Raw genomic sequence first — 15967 nt, forward strand, 5'->3', positions numbered from 1 at the left:
GCGAACATCGGGCACGCGGGCGAAACAGGGGGACACGTGCAGAACCCGTACCAGCAGGGCCGGTTCGGCCCGCCGGAATGGCCACCGCCGACACAGCAGCATGAACAGCCGCAGGCGCCACCGCCCCAGCGGCGGCTCGGGCGCCGGCGCACCGTCGTCGGGATCTGCGTGCTGACCGCCGTGGTGCTCGCCGCCGTGACCGCCGTCGCGTACGTCCGGTACGGCGGGGAGGACCGGGCCGTGGCGGCCGATCCGTCGAAACCGCTCATCGCGGGCTGGAAGACCGTGGTCAACCCGGAACACGGCACCGCGTTCGACGTCCCGCCGGAGTGGGAGGTCGCCGCCCCCACCGTCTTCAGCGGCTACACCGACCGCAAGAATCCGGAGAAGATCCTCATCGGGCACACGGCGCCCGCCTTCTACAAGTCCAAGTGGTGCAGCATCGACGCGAACGGCGACGGCCTGATCGAGGACGTCAAACTGGCCTCCGCCGGCACCAAGGGCGCCGAGGGGGCCAAGGACACCGCCGACATCGCCGAGAGGAGCGCTCCGACCTGGGTCTACGCCGCCCACACCCAGCCCGACAAGTCCCTCGTGACCTGGGACAAGCCGGTGGAGTACCGCACGAAGGCCGGGGTCAGGGGCACCTACGTCAAGGCCCGCTCGGCGGGCGCCCCGCAGCCCAACCGCTGCGCCGGCGACGGCAGCGCCGTGGTCTTCGGCTTCAAGAACTCCAAGGGCGGCTTCGTCGCGTGGGACTTCCACGGCCGCACGGGCGTGCCCGGCGCCGTCGGCGACGACCTGGTCATGCGCATCCTGAGCACCGTCCGCCTCGCCGGGGATCCGAAGGAGGCCGACCCCGCTGCTTCCTGACCGGCGCGGCCCCCGCACCGGCGCGGCCGTTCGCTCCCCGGTCCCGATGTGCCGGATTCGCATGCATGCTCTATGTTGCAGGGGCAAAACACGGGGGACTTCGTATGGCGCACGCGCAGGAGCCGCGCCCCGGAGCGGTGGTTGGCGCTCGACGAGCCGAGACTGAGGCAACGGACGACGGATGGCACGGGACTACGACAGCCAGCTTCTGGAATCGGTGGCGGTACGCCGCCGCAGGATGAGGGACGCCCTGCTCTTCGGCGCGCAGCGGGCGCGGCGTACGGCGGACGAGCGGCTCGGGAAGCTCTTCGCGGGGATCGCCATCGCGGCCGTCCTGTGCGCGGGCTGCGTCGGCTGGTCCTTCGTCCAGCACACGCTCGCGAAGCAGAAGGCCGAGCAGCAGCAGCGACAGCAACAACAGCAGCAGCAGCAGCAGCAGCAACAGGGCCAGATACAGCCGCTCGGGCAGCCGTCGCCGCCGCAGCAGCAGCCGTCCGGCTCGGCGGGAGCGTCCCCGTCGAAGTCGCCGAAGCCGTCGAAACCTCCGAAGACGACATCGCCCACGCCCTCGGCCAAGTCGCCCAAGCCGACGCAGTCGTAGGCGCCGGCACCGCCGCAGTCGTAGAGGAAGAAGCAGAGGCGTGTGGATCCGGGAGAGTTCACAGTCCGGCAGCAGCGCCTTGTCCCCCTTCGCCCGAAAGGTCGCAATCCCGCGATGATAGGTTCCCGTAAGTGGTGAGCACAGCAACGACTTCCCGGGCGCAACTGAGCCGGGTGACCCTGGTCGGCGAGCGGCGCCGGGCCGATGTGGTCCTGCCCTCCGACACTCCGATCGGGCAGCTGCTCCCGGACATACTGCAGCTGCTCGACGACCGGACCGCCACGCGGCCGCTGACCCGTCAGCTGATCACGTCGGACGGTTCCGCGCTGCCGCACGAGAGCACGCTCGCGTCGGCCGCGATAGCCGACGGCGCCGTGCTGCGGCTCGTCAGGAGCCACTCCGCGCCGCCCGCCCCCGTGGTCCACGACGTCACCGACCTGGTGGCCGACGACCTCGACCTGCAGGCCTGGCGCTGGCGTCCCGCCGCCCGCCGGGGCAGCGCGGGCGTGGCGACCGTCGCCTTCACGGTGACCGCCGCACTGCTCGCCCGCCGGGAGTTCGGACTCGAATCGCTGGCCGGCGCGCTCGCCGCCGTCACGCTCGTCCTGATGGCGGCCGGCGCCCTCGTCTCGCGAATCGGGCAGGGCAACCGCGGCCTGGCCACGGCACTGCTGCTGGCCTCCGGCGGGTTGGGCCTGCTCACCGCGTGGACCGCCGCGGACGCCCACCACTGGTCGGGCAGCGCACGGCTCGCCGCCGTCGCGGGTGCCCTCGTCCTGACCCTGGTGCTCCTCGGCTACTTCTCGCCGCTCGGCCGCGGCGGGCTCTTCGGAGCCGTGGCCACCGCCGTGATCACCGCCCTGTGGGAGGCCGTCGCCGCCCTCCAGGACGACCCAGCCAAGCTCGGCGCCGTCATGGCCCTCGTCTCCGTGGTGCTGCTCGGCCTGCTGCCGCGGCTCGCCCTGATGGCGTCGGGGCTCACCGCGCTCGACGACCGGCGCTCGGGCGGCACCTCCGTCAGCCGGCACGAGGTGGGCAACGCGCTCGCCGCCACGCACCGGGGTCTCGCCCTCGCCACGATCGTCACCGCGATCTCGGCGGCGGCCGCCGGCTGGCTGCTGACGCTGGCCGAGAAGCCGTCGGTGTGGACGGTGGCACTGCCCGCGCTCGTCGCCGTGGTGCTCCTGTCCAGGGCGCGGGCCTTCCCGCTGGTCGCCGAGGTCGTGGCGCTGCTCGCCGCCGCGGCGCTGCTCGTCGTACGCCTCGTGATGCTGTGGACCGAGCACGGCGGGGGCGCCGGACCGCTCGCCGTCCTGGGCCTGGCGGGGCTGCTGCCCCTGCTCGTCCTGGCGGTGCAGCCGCCGGAGCACGTGCAGGTCCGGTTGCGGCGCACGGCCGACCTCGTCGAATCGGTGGGCATGGTGGGGCTCTTCCCGCTCGCCGTCGGGGTGTTCGGCGTCTACGGGCAGCTGCTCAACAAGTTCTGAGGAAGAGGGCAGGGGCAGACATGCGACACGGAGACAACTGGCAGGGCGACGTCCTGCGCGACCTCAGGGGCGGAGCGCAGCCTTCCGCCCAGGGTCCGGGCGGCCCCCAGCCGGTACCGGGTCCGGGCGGCCCCCAGCAGCCGGTGCCGGGTCCCGGCGCGCAGGCCCCGGCCCCGGGCGCCGCGGATCCCGCGTACGGGTACCCGCCGCAGGGCCCGGCCGCGGCCGTACCCCAGGGCTACCCCCAGGGCTATCCCCAGCCCCAGCCGCACGCGCAGACCCACCCGCAGGCCGCGTACGCCCCCGCGGGGCGCCGGCAGGGAACACCCGCCCCGGAGTCCCGGCCCGCGGTGGACCGGAACCTCGCCGGTGTGGGGCGCGGGGCCCGGCACGGTGAGGCCTTCCCGGCCCGCGCCCTGCGCGCCGTACGCAGAACCGTTTCCTCCTCCGCCTCCCGCGAGGTGGCCGAGGCCACCCGCGCCGCCGAGCTGCTCCAGCAGCCCGTGACCACCGGCCGTCAGATCGCCGTCACCTCCATCCGCGGCGGCGCCGGCAAGTCCACGGTCGCCGCCCTGCTCGGCACCACGTACGCGCACTACCGGCAGGACCCCGTCCTCTTCGTCGAGGCCGACCCCGCCCTGGGCTCGCTCCCCATCCGCCTCGGCGCCGAGACCCTGCGCTGGACCACCGGCGACGTCGCGGACATCGTCGAACCCCAGATGTCGCTGCTCGACGTCACCGGCTACCTGGTACAGCTGCGCGACAACGCCTGGCTGCTGCCCGGCAGCCAGGGCCAGATCGGCGCGATGCTCGACACCCGGGCCTACGAGCGGGCCATGGTCGCGCTCCGCCGCTACTTCGGCGTGACCGTGGTGGACTGCGAGACCCTGCCCGCCGAGGTGGCCCGCGTCGCGCTGTCCGCCTCCCAGGCCCGCGTGCTGGCCACCCCCGCCACCCTGGACGGCGTCACCAGCACCTGCGCGGTCCTCCAATGGATGCAGGGCCTGCCCCCCCACGTGATGGCGAGCACCGTCGTCGTGCTCACCGAGCAGGCGCCGCATTCCGGGATCGACCTGGCGGAGGCGGTCCGCACCCTCCAGGCCGCCGGGCCGAGCGTCCACGTCCTGCCGTACGACCGCCACCTGGCCGACGGCGGCCGGATCCGTACCGAACTGCTCGCCCACTCGACCAGGCAGACCGCCGCCCGGCTCGCCGCGGACGTCTTCCAGCTCTCCCAGAAGCGCCACTGACGATGAGTACCCGACTGATCCACCGCCCGGCGCGGACCATCCGGCCCCCGGCCGCCCCCGCCGCACGCACCATCGAGGCCCCGCCCAACCTCCCCGAGGGGAAGGCGGGCAACATCGCGATGTCGCTGCTGCCCGTGGCCGGGGTCATGTCGTCCGTCGTGATGATGACGGTCGTGCGCAACAGCCAGTTCGCCGCGCTCGGCGCGCTGATCCTCGTCGTCACCATCGTCGGCTCCCTCGCGCTCGTCTTCTCGCAGCGCGGCAAGGCCCAGCGCACCCGCCGCACCCAGCGCGAGGCGTACCTGGCCTACCTGGAGGACCTGCGCGAGGAACTCGCCGGCGAGGAACGCGAACGCGGCGAGCACGCGGACGTCCTCAACCCGCCGCCGCACGCCCTGTACGACATCGTCCGCGACCCGGCCCGGCTGTGGGAGCGCCGCCGCGTCGACGGCGACTTCCTGCGCGTGCGCGTCGGCACCGGCGAGATGCCCGTACGCGACCTGCAGATCGGCCAGCAGGGATCGACCGTCCTCACCCCGCCCGACCAGTTCATGCTCAACGAGGCCTCGGCGTTGACCGCCCGCTTCCGCAACGGCACCGAACTCCCGCTCACCGTCCCGCTCGACCGCGTCGGCAACATCAGCGTCATCGGCCCCCGCGAGGACTGCCTGCGCGTGGCGCGCGCCCTGCTGGTCCAGGCCGCGGCCCTGCACGCACCCGACGACGTGGCGATCGCGCTCGCCGTGCCCGGCGACCGGCGGGACGACTGGGAGTGGGCCAAGTGGATGCCCCACCTCCTGGACACCGAGCAGCTCGACGGCCCCGTCGCCGCCCGCCGCATCGCCCCCTCCCCGGCCCAGCTCGCCCGGCAGGTCGGCCCGGAACTGCGCCGCCGAGCCTCCTACGCCGCCGAGGTGCGCCGCGGGCTGTCCGGCAAGGACGCCCTGACCCTGACCTCCCGGCTGCTCGTCGTGACCGACGGACACGGTGAGGACGCCGTCGAGCTGCCCCGTCCCGACGACGCGGTGGGCCTGCGCGAGATGGGCGTCACCGTCCTCCACCTGCTCGAACAGCGGATCCAGGAGCCCGGGCACGTCGGCGTACGGATCACCGTCGACGGCGACCAGGTGCTCATCGAGGACCTCCGCCAGGACGAGCCCATCAGCGCCCACGGCACCGTGGACGAGGTCTCCATCCCCTTCGCCGAGGGCCTGGCCCGGATGCTCGCCCCGCTGCGCCTGTCCGCCGAGTCCCTCATCGACGCCCCGCTGTCCGGACCGGTCGACTTCGCCGACCTGCTCGGCATCGACGACGTGGCCCGCCTCGACCTGCCGAGCCTGTGGGCCCCCCGCGGCGAACGCGCCTTCCTGCGCGTGCCCATCGGCATCAGCGACGCCCGCGAGCCCGTGCTGCTGGACCTGAAGGAATCCTCCGAGCTCGGCATGGGCCCGCACGGCCTGTGCGTCGGCGCCACCGGTTCCGGAAAGTCCGAGCTGCTGCGCACCCTCGTCCTCGCCCTGGTCGCCACCCACCCGCCGGAGGACCTCGCCCTGGTCCTCGTCGACTACAAGGGCGGCGCCACCTTCGCGCCGTTCGCGGACCTGCCGCACGTCGCCGGCGTCATCACCAACCTGGAGAACCAGGCCGGGCTCGTCGAGCGCGTCCACGCCTCCCTCGCCGGCGAGGTCAAGCGCCGCCAGCAGGTCCTCAAGGACGCCGGGAACGTCGCCGACATCGGCGACTACGCCGCGCTGCGCGCCGAACGCCGGCCCGACCTGGACCCGCTGCCGCACCTGTTCGTCGTCATCGACGAGTTCGGCGAACTCCTCACCGCCAAGCCGGACTTCATCGACCTGTTCCTGTCCATCGGCCGCATCGGCCGCTCCATCGGCGTGCACCTGCTGCTGTCCAGCCAGCGCATCGAGGGCGGCAAGCTCAAGGGCCTGGACACCTACCTCTCCTACCGCCTGGGCCTGCGCACCTTCTCCGCCGACGAGTCCCGTACCGTCCTGGACACCACGGACGCCTTCCACCTGCCGCCGCTGCCCGGCTTCGGCTACCTCAAGGTCGACACCAGCCACTACGAGCGGTTCAAGGCGAGCTACGTCTCCGGCGCCTACCGGGGCCCCGTACAGCGCACCGAAGACGAGGACACCGGCCCCCTCGCCCTGGAGTACGAGGCCTTCAACACCCTGTCCAAGCCGGAGAGCACCGGCGCCCAGGAGCCCTCCGCACGGCGCCGCGAGACCGGGCCGACCGAGATGGGCGTCATCGTCGAGCAGCTGCGCAACGCCGCCGGCCCGGTGCGCCGCATCTGGCTGCCCCCGCTGCCCGACGCGATCTCCCTGGACACCGTCGCCGGCCCCCTCGACGTGGGCCCGCGCGGCATGCAGCTCGCCAAGCGGCGCGGGCCCCTCGCCGTCCCGCTCGGCCTGCTCGACGACCCGACGAAGCAGTGGCAGGGCGAGTGGTACCTCGACCTCACGGTGGCGGGCGGCCACGCCGCCGTCATCGGCGGCCCGCAGTCCGGCAAGACCACCCTGCTGCGCACCCTGGTCCTCTCGCTCGCGCTGACCCACACCCCGCAGGAGGTCGGCGTCTACGGCCTCGACCTGGTCGGCGGCGGCCTCCAGGCCCTGGCGGGCCTGCCGCACGTCGGCGGGATCGCCGGGCGCGCCGACCGCGAGCGGGCCGCCCGCACCGTCGAAGAGGTGCGCACGATGCTCGCGCTGCGCGAGGACGTGTTCCGCGAGCACAACATCGACTCCGTCGAGCAGCTGCGCACCCTGCACGCGGCCGGCCGGCTGCCCCAGCTGGCCTCCGCCGAGATCGTCCTGGTCATCGACGGCTTCGGCGCGCTGCGCGACGACTTCGAGGAGCTCGACGACGCCGTCGTCGACATCCTCAAGCGCGGCGGCGGCTACGGCATCCACGTCGTGGCGGGCATGCTCCGCTGGAACGACGTCCGCATCGCCACCCAGTCGAACTTCGGCACCCGGGTGGAGCTGCGCCTCAACGACCCCAGCGAGTCCAGCATCGAGCGCAAGCTCGCGGAGACCCTCTCGCCCGACGAGCCCGGCCGGGTGCTGACCGACGGCAAGCTCTTCGCGCAGGTGGCGCTGCCCCGCACGGACGGCCTGCGCGAGACCACCGAGCTGGGCGCGGTGCTGGAGCGCACGGCCCGCACGATCCGGGCGACCTGGAGCGGCGAGGCCGCCCAGCCGGTACGGGTGCTGCCGCACCTGCTGGAGCCGCACCTGCTGCCGGGCCCGGTCTCCGAGCCCAAGCGGGTCCCGATCGGCCTCGACCAGAGCGCGCTGGCGCCCGTGCTGCTGGACCTGTTCCAGCACGACCAGCACCTGCTGGTCATGGGCGACAGCGAATGCGGCAAGACGAACCTGCTGAAGACGATCGCCGGCGGCCTCGTCGAGCGCTACGGCGAGGACGAGCTGGTCTTCGCCGTCATGGACCCGCGGCGCAGCCTGCGCGGTGTGGTCCCCGAGGAGTTCAACGGCGGCTACGCCTACAACTCCAAGATGTGCGCCGGGCTGGCCGCGGGCATCGCCACCGAGCTGGAACGGCGGCTGCCCGACGACAGCGCCCCGCTGGAGGACCTGGAGCCCGGCAGCTGGGGCGGCGGCCCGCGGATCGTGGTCCTCGTCGACGACTACGACGTGCTCACCACCGCCGGGCAGTCGCCGCTCGCCCCGTTCGTTCCGTACATCCCCTCGGCGGCGGACATCGGCCTGCACTTCGTGCTGACGCGCCGCGTCGCGGGCGCCTCGCGCGGCATGTACGAGCCGCTGGTGCAGGGCCTGCGCGAATCGGGGGCCTCGGCGGTCGTCATGGCCGGCGACCGGGGCGAGGGCCAGCTGTTCCCGGGGGTGTACGCCGCCCAGCACCCCGCCGGCCGCGGTGTGCTCATCCGCAGGGGCCAGTCCAACCGCCTGATCCAGACCGTGTACACGCCCGAGTAACGCCCCCGCCCCTGCCCCTCCCTGAAACCGGACTGCGAAGGACCGTACGCCCCCATGACCAAGGACGTCATAGCCCTCACCCCGAAGATGCCCGACCCGTGGGCGGTGCTCGCCGGCCTCCTCTCCGGGGGCCCGGACAAGCTGGTGAACACGGCGGGCGAGGGGGCGGTCGTACAGCTCTGCGACGAGCAGGGGCGGCCGCTGGTCTCGGTCGAGGCGCCGCTGCTGGTCCAGGTCGAGGGGGAGGCCGAGCGGCTGCTCGGGGCCACCCCGCCGCGCGTTCCGTTCTGGTGGACGGAGGCCCGCGCCACCACCGGCGTCCCCGACGCCGAGCGCCTCGCCGGGACCTTCGCGGCGCGCCTCGCCGACCTGGCCGGGGGGACCGCCTGGCCGCCGGAGGCGGCGCGCTCGCTGGGCGTGGTGCGCAGCGACGGGGTCAGCGTCGCGCCCACGCCCGCCGCGGCGCAGCCCGCCGTCGACGTGCTGACCCCCAACGTCGCCGTGGTCATCATGGACCGCCCGGTCGTCGCGATGACGGCCTGGCTCTCCGACGCCTTCCGGGCCTCCGCGGCGGCCGAGCGGGGGCTGCAGGTCGTCACCCCGCCCGGGACCCTGCTGTCCCCGGCGGTGCTGGCCAACATGCCGGAATGGCCCTCGCGGTGGGTCGTGCAGGACGAGCGGGAGGGCTACTACGACGGGCTCTCGGGCGCGGTGCTGCGCTGGCAGGAGGGCATGTTCGCCACCGTGGTGGCCGAGGACGCCACCGAGGAGGACCCGCGGACGCCGGTCGCCGCCTCGTACAAGGAGGTCGCGGAGACGGCCGAGCGGCAGCTGGCCATCACCTTCCGCACCATCCACCCCGCGGACGACCGGCTGGTCCTCGGCGGCGCCCTGGAGACGGTGTGGCGCGAGCTGACCGGCGAGCCCCCGGCGGGGTGGGGCACGGCCGAACCGGCCAACCTGCCCTGGTCGCCCGGCCGGCTGACCGACGTGGCCTTCGCCCGCGCCCCCGAGCCGACGTGGTTCGTGGTGGTGGGCAGCCCCGAGCGCCCGGGCCTCGCCACGGTCCGGATCAGCCGTACGAAGGCGGGCGTCGAGGAGACCGTCACGCTGGCGCTCGGCTACGGCGCCGGCGAGGAACCGCCGCTCGACGCCCTGCCCCGCACCGCGGAGGCCCTCGTCACCCGCCACCGCCTCCAGTCGATGCTCGTACAACTGCGCAAAGCCCGCCGCGATCTGCTGGTCCCGCCGCGCTTCGAGGGCCCGGGCGTGCCGCTCGCCTTCGTCCTGGGTTCGGAGGAGGTCCGCGCCATGCCGGACGACCGCGCCCGGCGCACCCCGCTGGCGGAGCAGCCGGTGCGGCTGGGCCCGAAGGCCCGCCCCGCCTACTACTACCCGCTGCCGGGGGATCCGTCGGACCTGTCGGGGTGGGCCGTCTTCGAGCGGCTGATGGGCCATCTGAAGGGCTCGTGAAGGCCTGTGATGATTTGTCATGGGTGCGTCACAAAGCCGCTCGTTGCCGGTTGCAGCAGCGATGTAGGTTGATAGAACTGGACATACTTGTGGTCGTTCGGATGTACGGGGGTGTGGGATGAAGTTCGACATGGGGACGCAGGTTCTGACGAATCTGATGTCGGGGTCGCGTAACTCGAATACGGACCTGGGTTCGCTGATCAAGCAGCTGGTGGCCGCGGCGCAGCCGTTGGAGGGCAAGTTCCAGGGGCAGGGCAAGGTCGCGTTCGACTCGTTCAAGTTGCGTGCGGACGGGATCGCGAAGGAGCTGAACGCTTCGCTGGCGGCGATCTTGGGTGGTCAGTCGGGGATGGAGCAGGCGTTCGGGTCGGGTGACCAGGAGCAGGGTGAGAACGCGCGGCAGACGCAGGGTTCGGCGAACTTCGACGCGGCGCGTTTCCGGGGCCGCTAGGCCTGCCGCTGGTCCTTGTTCTTCTGATGGGTCTTTTTCACGGGGAGTGTGGTTGTGGTGGCTGGTGGGCCGGATCGTCGTGCGTACGACTTGGGTGCCTCGACGGAGGTGCAGGGCGGTATCAAGGCGTGATCGGCCAGTTGGAGCAGGTGATCGCGGCGCGTGAGGCGCAGGTCGCGGCGGCGATGACGGACTTCGCGGCGATGGTGTGGCGGATGACTACCACGCCAAGGAGCTGCGGTGGAAGAACGCCTCGCAGGAGGTCAAGAACATCATTCAGCTGTTGAACACGACGCTGGAGAAGAACGACGCGACGGCGCAGCAGACGTTGCAGCGGGCGAAGGCCGCGGTCGACAACATCGGCTGAGCGGTTGGGTGCGGCGGGAGAGTTGGTCGGGGTAGTACGGGGGTTGGTTGATGACGTCGTGGGACATCAAGCCGCAGGGTGTGCAGGGCCAGTTGAAGACGGTCGGCACGAATGCGGGTGAGTTGGAGAAGGCGTTGAACGCGCTGCTCACGGCCATGTCGGAGGCGGCGCAGGCCGCGGGGACGGCCGTGCCCGGTTCGGCGTCGGGATGACTCGCAGGGCCCCTTGGCGCCCGGTGCGGCCGCGTCCCCCGGCGTGCCCTATCTGGCGCCGCAGAAGGCGATGGGTCCTGTGGCGGCGGCGTTGGGTGAGTATCTGACGGCGCGCAAGCCGGAGTTCAAGTCGATGGCGGAGCGGATCGAGGCGTGCATCCTCGGTGCGGTGAAGGCGACGAACGAGTATCTGGAAGGCGATCTCGATCAGGCGAAGGCGGCTCAGGACGCGGCCAGGTCGGTCAATCTCGAGGTGCTGCGTGAGAAGCCGGGGGGCAAGAAGTGAGTGGGGACGCGCCGGTCGATCCGGCTGAGGTGCCGGTGTTCACCGGGGATCTGGCGACGCTGGACGCGAAGGTGAAGCTGATCTCGTCGGGGGGTGCGGCGGTCGCGACGAAGACCTCGGACGTCCACACCAGCTTCGGCGGGGTCCAGGCCTTCTACAAGGCTCCCGAGGCCGACCAGCTGTTCGCGACGACGAAGCCGGTCTCCGACCTGGGGTTGAAGCTCAGCTCCGACATGTGCACGATCGCCGGCGCGCTGGGCACGTACTCCCGCGACGCCGCACCGGTCATCAAGAAGCTCGAATCGCTGAAGGCGGAAGCGGCGTCGTTCCGCGAGAAGACCGACAAGGACGACAAGTGGCGTGAGGACGGCGATCTGATCGACGAGAACCTCGAGCGCCGCAACAAGATCGCGGAGGTGTGGGCCGAGTTCCAGGAACTGGAGCGAGCGGCCCACGGAGATCGTCGCCCTGGTCGGCGGCAAGCCGTTGAAGGTCAACGACGGCTCCAACGGCAAGGACATGTACGGCTACGACGCCGAGGCGATGAAGCAGTCCAAGTCCCTGCCCTGGGGTGACGCCGTCGAGGAGTCCATCCCCGCCTGGCAGGTGTGGGAGCACGCCTGGGAGTTCGGCAAGGGCATCGTCGTCGACGGCGTGTGGGGCACACTCAAGGGCCTGGGCGGCCTGGTCGGCCTTCAGGGCTGGGATGTGTTCAAGCAGTCCTGGACGGGTCTGGCCAAGCTGGGCACCGGCCTGGCCATCATGTCGATCCCCGGCGTCGGTCCCCTCTTCCTCGCCGCACCCGATGACAAGCTGCCCTCCTGGCTCCGCGACTCGCGCACCGCGATGAAGGAGACCGGCAAGGCCCTGCTCGCCTGGGACCAGTGGGGCTCCAACCCGTCCCGCGCCGCGGGCGCGGTCACCTTCAACGTCCTGACCACGGTGTTCACCGGTGGCGCGGGCGGCGCGGTATCGGGCGCGGGCAAGGCGGGCGCGGTCGCCAAGACCCTGTCGTTCGCGGGCAAGGCCGGCCGGGCCATCGACCCGATGACGTACATGTTCAAGGGCGCCGGCGCGAGCCTCTCCAAGATCGGCGATGTGATGGCCGGTCTCAAGGGCATGGGCAAGGTCGAGGTCCCGACCATCGACGTGGACGGCGCGCTCGCCCTGCCCGAGGGCGCGGTCGTGCGGCCGAACGGCACGATCGACGTCCCGGCCGGCACCCCGGTCCCCGAGGGCGCGGCCAAGCTCCCGGACGGCACGGTCAAGCTCCCCGAGGGCACGACCCCGCTCCCGCCGGGCACGGTGAAGCTGCCGGGGAACGGCGCGGCGCGGTTCATGGACATCGAGGGCAACATCTACAGGGCCGACGGCTCCCTCGAGCAGAGCGGACAGGCCGCCAAGCAGGAGCCCTCGCCGGAGACGGGCGCGAACGTACCGCGGACCGAGGCCCCGAAGGTGGACTCCCCGGCCACGGTCAGGGTCCCGGAGCGCGAACTGGTCGGCGCGGGCGTCCGCGGCGGCGACAACGCCATCCACCTCGGCTCGGACATCTCCGACCCGGTCCACGCCCTGGACAACGGCGCGCACGGCCCGCGCGGCTTCGACAACACCCCGGGCGGCCACGCCCCGGACAACATGCCGCGCAACGACCTGAACCAGCCCTCGCGCGGCGGCGACTCCCCGTCCCCGACCAGCCGCCCGGACACCCCGTCCACGGCCGCCACCCACACGGACACCCCGAGCACCGGCGCCACCCACCCGGACGGCCCGGGCGGGAGCGGCACCCACCCCCCGCTGGGCGGCCACGGCCCCGGCGGCTTCGACGACATCCCGGGCGTCGGTGACGACGCGGCCCGGGCGGGCGACGGAACGGCCCCGGCGGGCGGTCACGACGGCCAGCCGACGCCGCCCGCCTCCGGGCAGCAGCTGTCGCCCGAGCAGGTCAAGGCGAAGCAGGACGAGTTCGTGCAGCGGGCGAACGAAGCCGACAAGAGCTGGTTCAACCAGTACTACCGCTCCGACGGGCACCGCCACAGCATCCACACCAAGATCGACGGCGTCGAGCTGCCGATCCTGGCGAAGGACAGCGACGGGTCCTGGATCTCCAAGAACAGCCTTCCGTCCGCCGGTTCCGAGACGAAGTTCGGCCGCTCGGACCTGGGCCGCAGCGAGACCCTTCCCGCGATCGACCACCTCGACGAAGTCGCCAAGGACCGCAAGGCCTCGGTGGAACTCGCCAACGCCGAGCGCGCGCACAAGACCTCGCCCACTGGCGAGACGCTGGAGAATCTGGCGGGGGCGCAGGAGCGTTTCGACGCGCGCATGACCCCGCGGTGGGGCGAGAACACCTCCAACAACACCTCGTTCTCGGAACGCCTGGGTGAGGACGCGGCGCGGCTGCACGTGGTACCGGAGAAGTTCCCCGGAGCGGTGGAGCAGCCGCTGCCGAAGACACCCAACGGCGCCAACATGTTCGACCAGCTGTACCGCCGTCCGGACGGCAAGCTGATGGTCATCGAGGCGAAGGCGCCGTCTTCCGGTCTGCTCTGGCGCAAGGGTGTCGGTCCGGCCGAGGGCTTCATGGTGAAGCAGGGCACCGAACCGTATCTGCGGACCATCATCGCCGAGATGGAACTCCGGCCGAACCTGAAGGTGACCGACGCCAAGGGCAAGGTATGGACGAACTCGGACCTTGCCGATGAACTGACGAAGGCTCTGGATGCCAAAACCTTGGAGTATGCCATGGTGAAGGCCAAGGACGGCGGCGCTAAGTACGCTGGGGCCGTCCTCGAATTCTTCAAGATCTGACAAAGGAGACCGTGTCCGTGATCGTGCCGCGCCAGGACTATCCGAAGGACGAGATGGCGGGGGTGGTTCCCGTCATGGAGGGGTCGCTGTCCTATTCGCTGGAGGAGATCGAGACCTCGCACAGCTCCAGGTCGGGCGCAGTCATGAGGTCGCTGAACGTCGCCCTCGTCCGCACCGTGGGGGACCCCGGTGCCGTCATGCTGGAGACCTGGGAGTCCTGGCTGCTGACCATGCAGGTGCACTCGGCCGTCTTCGCCGCCACCGCTCCCGACCTGGAAACGGTCACCTGCAAGATCCGCCAGGAGGAGCGCCACCTCGCCACCACCGGCCCGCAGACCTACCTCAACGCGAACACGTGGCTCAACGCCTTCTACCTCGCGATCATCTGCCGTGAGGAAGCCCGCCTCGACATGCTGGCCCGGATCCCGGTGTCCCTGCTGCGCGACTTCGGCGGAGCCCTGGACGAGTACGCCTACGCCTGGGTGGAGACCCTCCAGAGCTTCTGGCTCCACCGGGACGACCTGCGCACGCACCTGATCCGCGCCGTGGACCTGAGCGCTCCCGAACAGGCCCGTGTCGTCGACGCGGAGGAGATGAGCAAACTCCGCTACCCGCCGATCATGATGCTCTACCGCTACCTGCGGGGCGACGTCGCCGGCTTCAACGAGGCCCTGGCCGACGCCGTCCGCTGGCACAAGGAGTACTGGACCGCCGACGAGGACCGCGCCCACAACATCCTGGGCGTCGTGGCCCTCGCCCCCCTGGCGATCGCCTCCCTGGCGAAGGCCAACGGCCTCCCGGTCGAGGTGCAGACCGACTACCTCCCTGAAGCCCTCCTCGACTTCGCCTGGCGCGGCGAGTTCGACGCCTGACCACGCAAACCCGCGTGCGGCACACGCCCGGCGCCACGACCCACGTAGGGCGCGCCTGACCCTCCCCAGCCGTTCCACGAGGCCCATGGCGATGCCCGGACCGTCCTGAGGAAGGATCCCACCCATGGATCCGGAGGCCGCGGTCGACGAGGCGGCGGCAGTACTTTCCTCGACATCAGGGAGATCGAGTGACCGCCGCTGTTGGCCGGCATGGCGCCGCAGGCGGCCCTGACGACGAGGACTACGCGGCGCGGATGACGACCACGGCGATCGAGGGGATCGCGTCCCTGGAGAGCTTTCCCGGGATGCTCGACGCCCTGTGGAGCTCTGTCCGCCTCAGTGTCGCCGCGCGGTCCGCCGTGGATCCAGACGCTTCGGGCATTGACACTTGGGAAGCAGTGGTCAACGCGATGCAGGTCGGCTCGACCCTTTTCCAGGTTACGGGCGCCGCCGACGGAACAGTGGAATGCCGTATCCACCATGAAATCCGGCGACTGCCTGCCATCGGACCGAAGCAGATTGCCAATTGCCCCAACTGGTTGGATGCCTTCTGGTTCGCGGTCGTCTGCCGCGACCACAAGCGAATGACCGCACTGTGTGAAGTCCCGCTGGAGACGCTGCGGGCCTCAGGGGCAGCGCACGACGGATATCTGTATCACTGGGTCGCGGCGCTGCAGGCGTATGGGACACACCGGCAGGCAGACATGGTGGAGGAGCTGAAGCAAGCGTTCCAGCAATCCCATCCTGATGTGGTGCGGATCGCCCCGCGGGACTGGTTGCAGCAGATCTCGTACCCACCGATCAACCTTTTCTACCGATTCGTCAAGCGCGACCATGACGGCTTCAACGATGCTTTGGTCGAAGCACTTGAGTTGCACAAGGCGTACTGGAGCCACGAGGACCGCGACTTCGACGTCTCCGGGCTGTGGGCGGTCGGCCCGCTGGCCATGGCGTGCTTCGCCTACGACGGCGGCTTTCCCGTCAACGTGGCTTCGGAATACCTCCCGATCCAGCTCCTGAACCGAGCCTGGCTCGGCGAGTTCCCCACCTAGTCACATCCTGTCGCGCTACGCGCGGGCATTGCTTGGCCTTGAACGGTGCCGCAGGGTCCGCGTCGGGGACGTGGAGAAGTCAGTAGTGCAACAGGAAAGAACACCAGTGGCTACAGTCATTCCCCGTCCCCCCCTCCCGGCAGGACCTCCCGAGCCGGGAGCCCTCGCTGCCGGAGCACACGACGCAGCCGCTCGAAAGGATCCACAAGGCGCCCTTCGCCCTGGAACCCGGTCGAGGTCGAGTCCGGTTATCTC

General features: G+C 71.4%; 11 protein-coding genes and 2 pseudogenes. All 13 read left to right on the forward strand.

All coding sequences use genetic code 11. The features are described 5' to 3' along the window. Nucleotides 1-36 precede the first annotated feature (36 nt). The 13 genes and pseudogenes from BGK67_RS16690 to BGK67_RS16745 all read left to right on the forward strand — a co-directional run bounded on the left by BGK67_RS16690 (nucleotide 37) and on the right by BGK67_RS16745 (nucleotide 15712). Entirely contained in the window at nucleotides 37-873 is an 837-nt protein-coding gene (locus tag BGK67_RS16690; RefSeq protein WP_069920837.1) for a DUF8017 domain-containing protein, read from the forward strand. Nucleotides 874-1054: 181 nt separating this feature from the next. Further along, the gene (locus tag BGK67_RS41205; RefSeq protein ID WP_432215458.1) at nucleotides 1055-1474 is read left to right on the forward strand and encodes a hypothetical protein; all 420 of its coding nucleotides are present in this window, start codon (nucleotides 1055-1057) and stop codon (nucleotides 1472-1474) included. A 131-nt stretch (nucleotides 1475-1605) separates the two neighbouring features. Beyond that, nucleotides 1606-2961 carry a type VII secretion integral membrane protein EccD gene (gene eccD, locus BGK67_RS16700; RefSeq protein WP_069920838.1) on the forward strand — a complete coding sequence of 452 codons (1356 nt, stop codon included), beginning with the start codon at nucleotides 1606-1608 and terminating at the stop codon, nucleotides 2959-2961. Nucleotides 2962-2981: 20 nt separating this feature from the next. After that, the gene (locus BGK67_RS16705) at nucleotides 2982-4211 is read left to right on the forward strand and encodes a MinD/ParA family ATP-binding protein (protein WP_069920839.1); all 1230 of its coding nucleotides are present in this window, start codon (nucleotides 2982-2984) and stop codon (nucleotides 4209-4211) included. Nucleotides 4212-4213: 2 nt separating this feature from the next. Next, entirely contained in the window at nucleotides 4214-8188 is a 3975-nt protein-coding gene (gene eccCa / locus BGK67_RS16710) for a type VII secretion protein EccCa (RefSeq protein ID WP_069920840.1), read from the forward strand. 54 nt (nucleotides 8189-8242) lie between these two features. After that, nucleotides 8243-9661, forward strand: a complete 1419-nt coding sequence (locus BGK67_RS16715) for a DUF6177 family protein (RefSeq protein ID WP_069920841.1) — start codon at nucleotides 8243-8245, stop codon at nucleotides 9659-9661. Nucleotides 9662-9779: 118 nt separating this feature from the next. Beyond that, nucleotides 9780-10112 carry a hypothetical protein gene (locus tag BGK67_RS16720; protein WP_030763942.1) on the forward strand — a complete coding sequence of 111 codons (333 nt, stop codon included), beginning with the start codon at nucleotides 9780-9782 and terminating at the stop codon, nucleotides 10110-10112. A 57-nt stretch (nucleotides 10113-10169) separates the two neighbouring features. Next, a pseudogene (locus BGK67_RS16725) lies at nucleotides 10170-10479 on the forward strand (pore-forming ESAT-6 family protein). A 50-nt stretch (nucleotides 10480-10529) separates the two neighbouring features. After that, nucleotides 10530-10977, forward strand: a pseudogene (locus BGK67_RS16730) (DUF6507 family protein). Beyond that, nucleotides 10974-11552 (forward strand): hypothetical protein, encoded by a 579-nt coding sequence (locus tag BGK67_RS40050; protein WP_244291237.1) that lies wholly within the window; start codon nucleotides 10974-10976, stop codon nucleotides 11550-11552. The pseudogene BGK67_RS16730 and the gene BGK67_RS40050 overlap by 4 nt, the downstream one beginning before the upstream one ends. Continuing rightward, complete coding sequence (locus BGK67_RS16735) at nucleotides 11464-13788, forward strand: hypothetical protein (RefSeq protein WP_244291238.1); 2325 nt, start codon at nucleotides 11464-11466, stop codon at nucleotides 13786-13788. The genes BGK67_RS40050 and BGK67_RS16735 overlap by 89 nt, the downstream gene beginning before the upstream one ends. Before the next feature lie 11 nt (nucleotides 13789-13799). Continuing rightward, complete coding sequence (locus tag BGK67_RS16740; RefSeq protein ID WP_244291239.1) at nucleotides 13800-14660, forward strand: immunity 49 family protein; 861 nt, start codon at nucleotides 13800-13802, stop codon at nucleotides 14658-14660. 188 nt (nucleotides 14661-14848) lie between these two features. Further along, the gene (locus tag BGK67_RS16745) at nucleotides 14849-15712 is read left to right on the forward strand and encodes an immunity 49 family protein (protein WP_069920842.1); all 864 of its coding nucleotides are present in this window, start codon (nucleotides 14849-14851) and stop codon (nucleotides 15710-15712) included. Nucleotides 15713-15967 lie beyond the last annotated feature (255 nt).

Source organism: Streptomyces subrutilus, from assembly GCF_001746425.1.
Lineage (GTDB): Bacteria > Actinomycetota > Actinomycetes > Streptomycetales > Streptomycetaceae > Streptomyces > Streptomyces subrutilus_A.

Coding starts and splice junctions, on each gene's coding strand:
- BGK67_RS41205 (WP_432215458.1), top strand. CDS start 1,055: ATGGCACGGGACTACGACAGCCAGCTTCTGGAATCGGTGGCGGTACGC.
- BGK67_RS16705 (WP_069920839.1), top strand. CDS start 2,982: ATGCGACACGGAGACAACTGGCAGGGCGACGTCCTGCGCGACCTCAGG.
- eccCa (WP_069920840.1), top strand. CDS start 4,214: ATGAGTACCCGACTGATCCACCGCCCGGCGCGGACCATCCGGCCCCCG.
- BGK67_RS16715 (WP_069920841.1), top strand. CDS start 8,243: ATGACCAAGGACGTCATAGCCCTCACCCCGAAGATGCCCGACCCGTGG.
- BGK67_RS16720 (WP_030763942.1), top strand. CDS start 9,780: ATGAAGTTCGACATGGGGACGCAGGTTCTGACGAATCTGATGTCGGGG.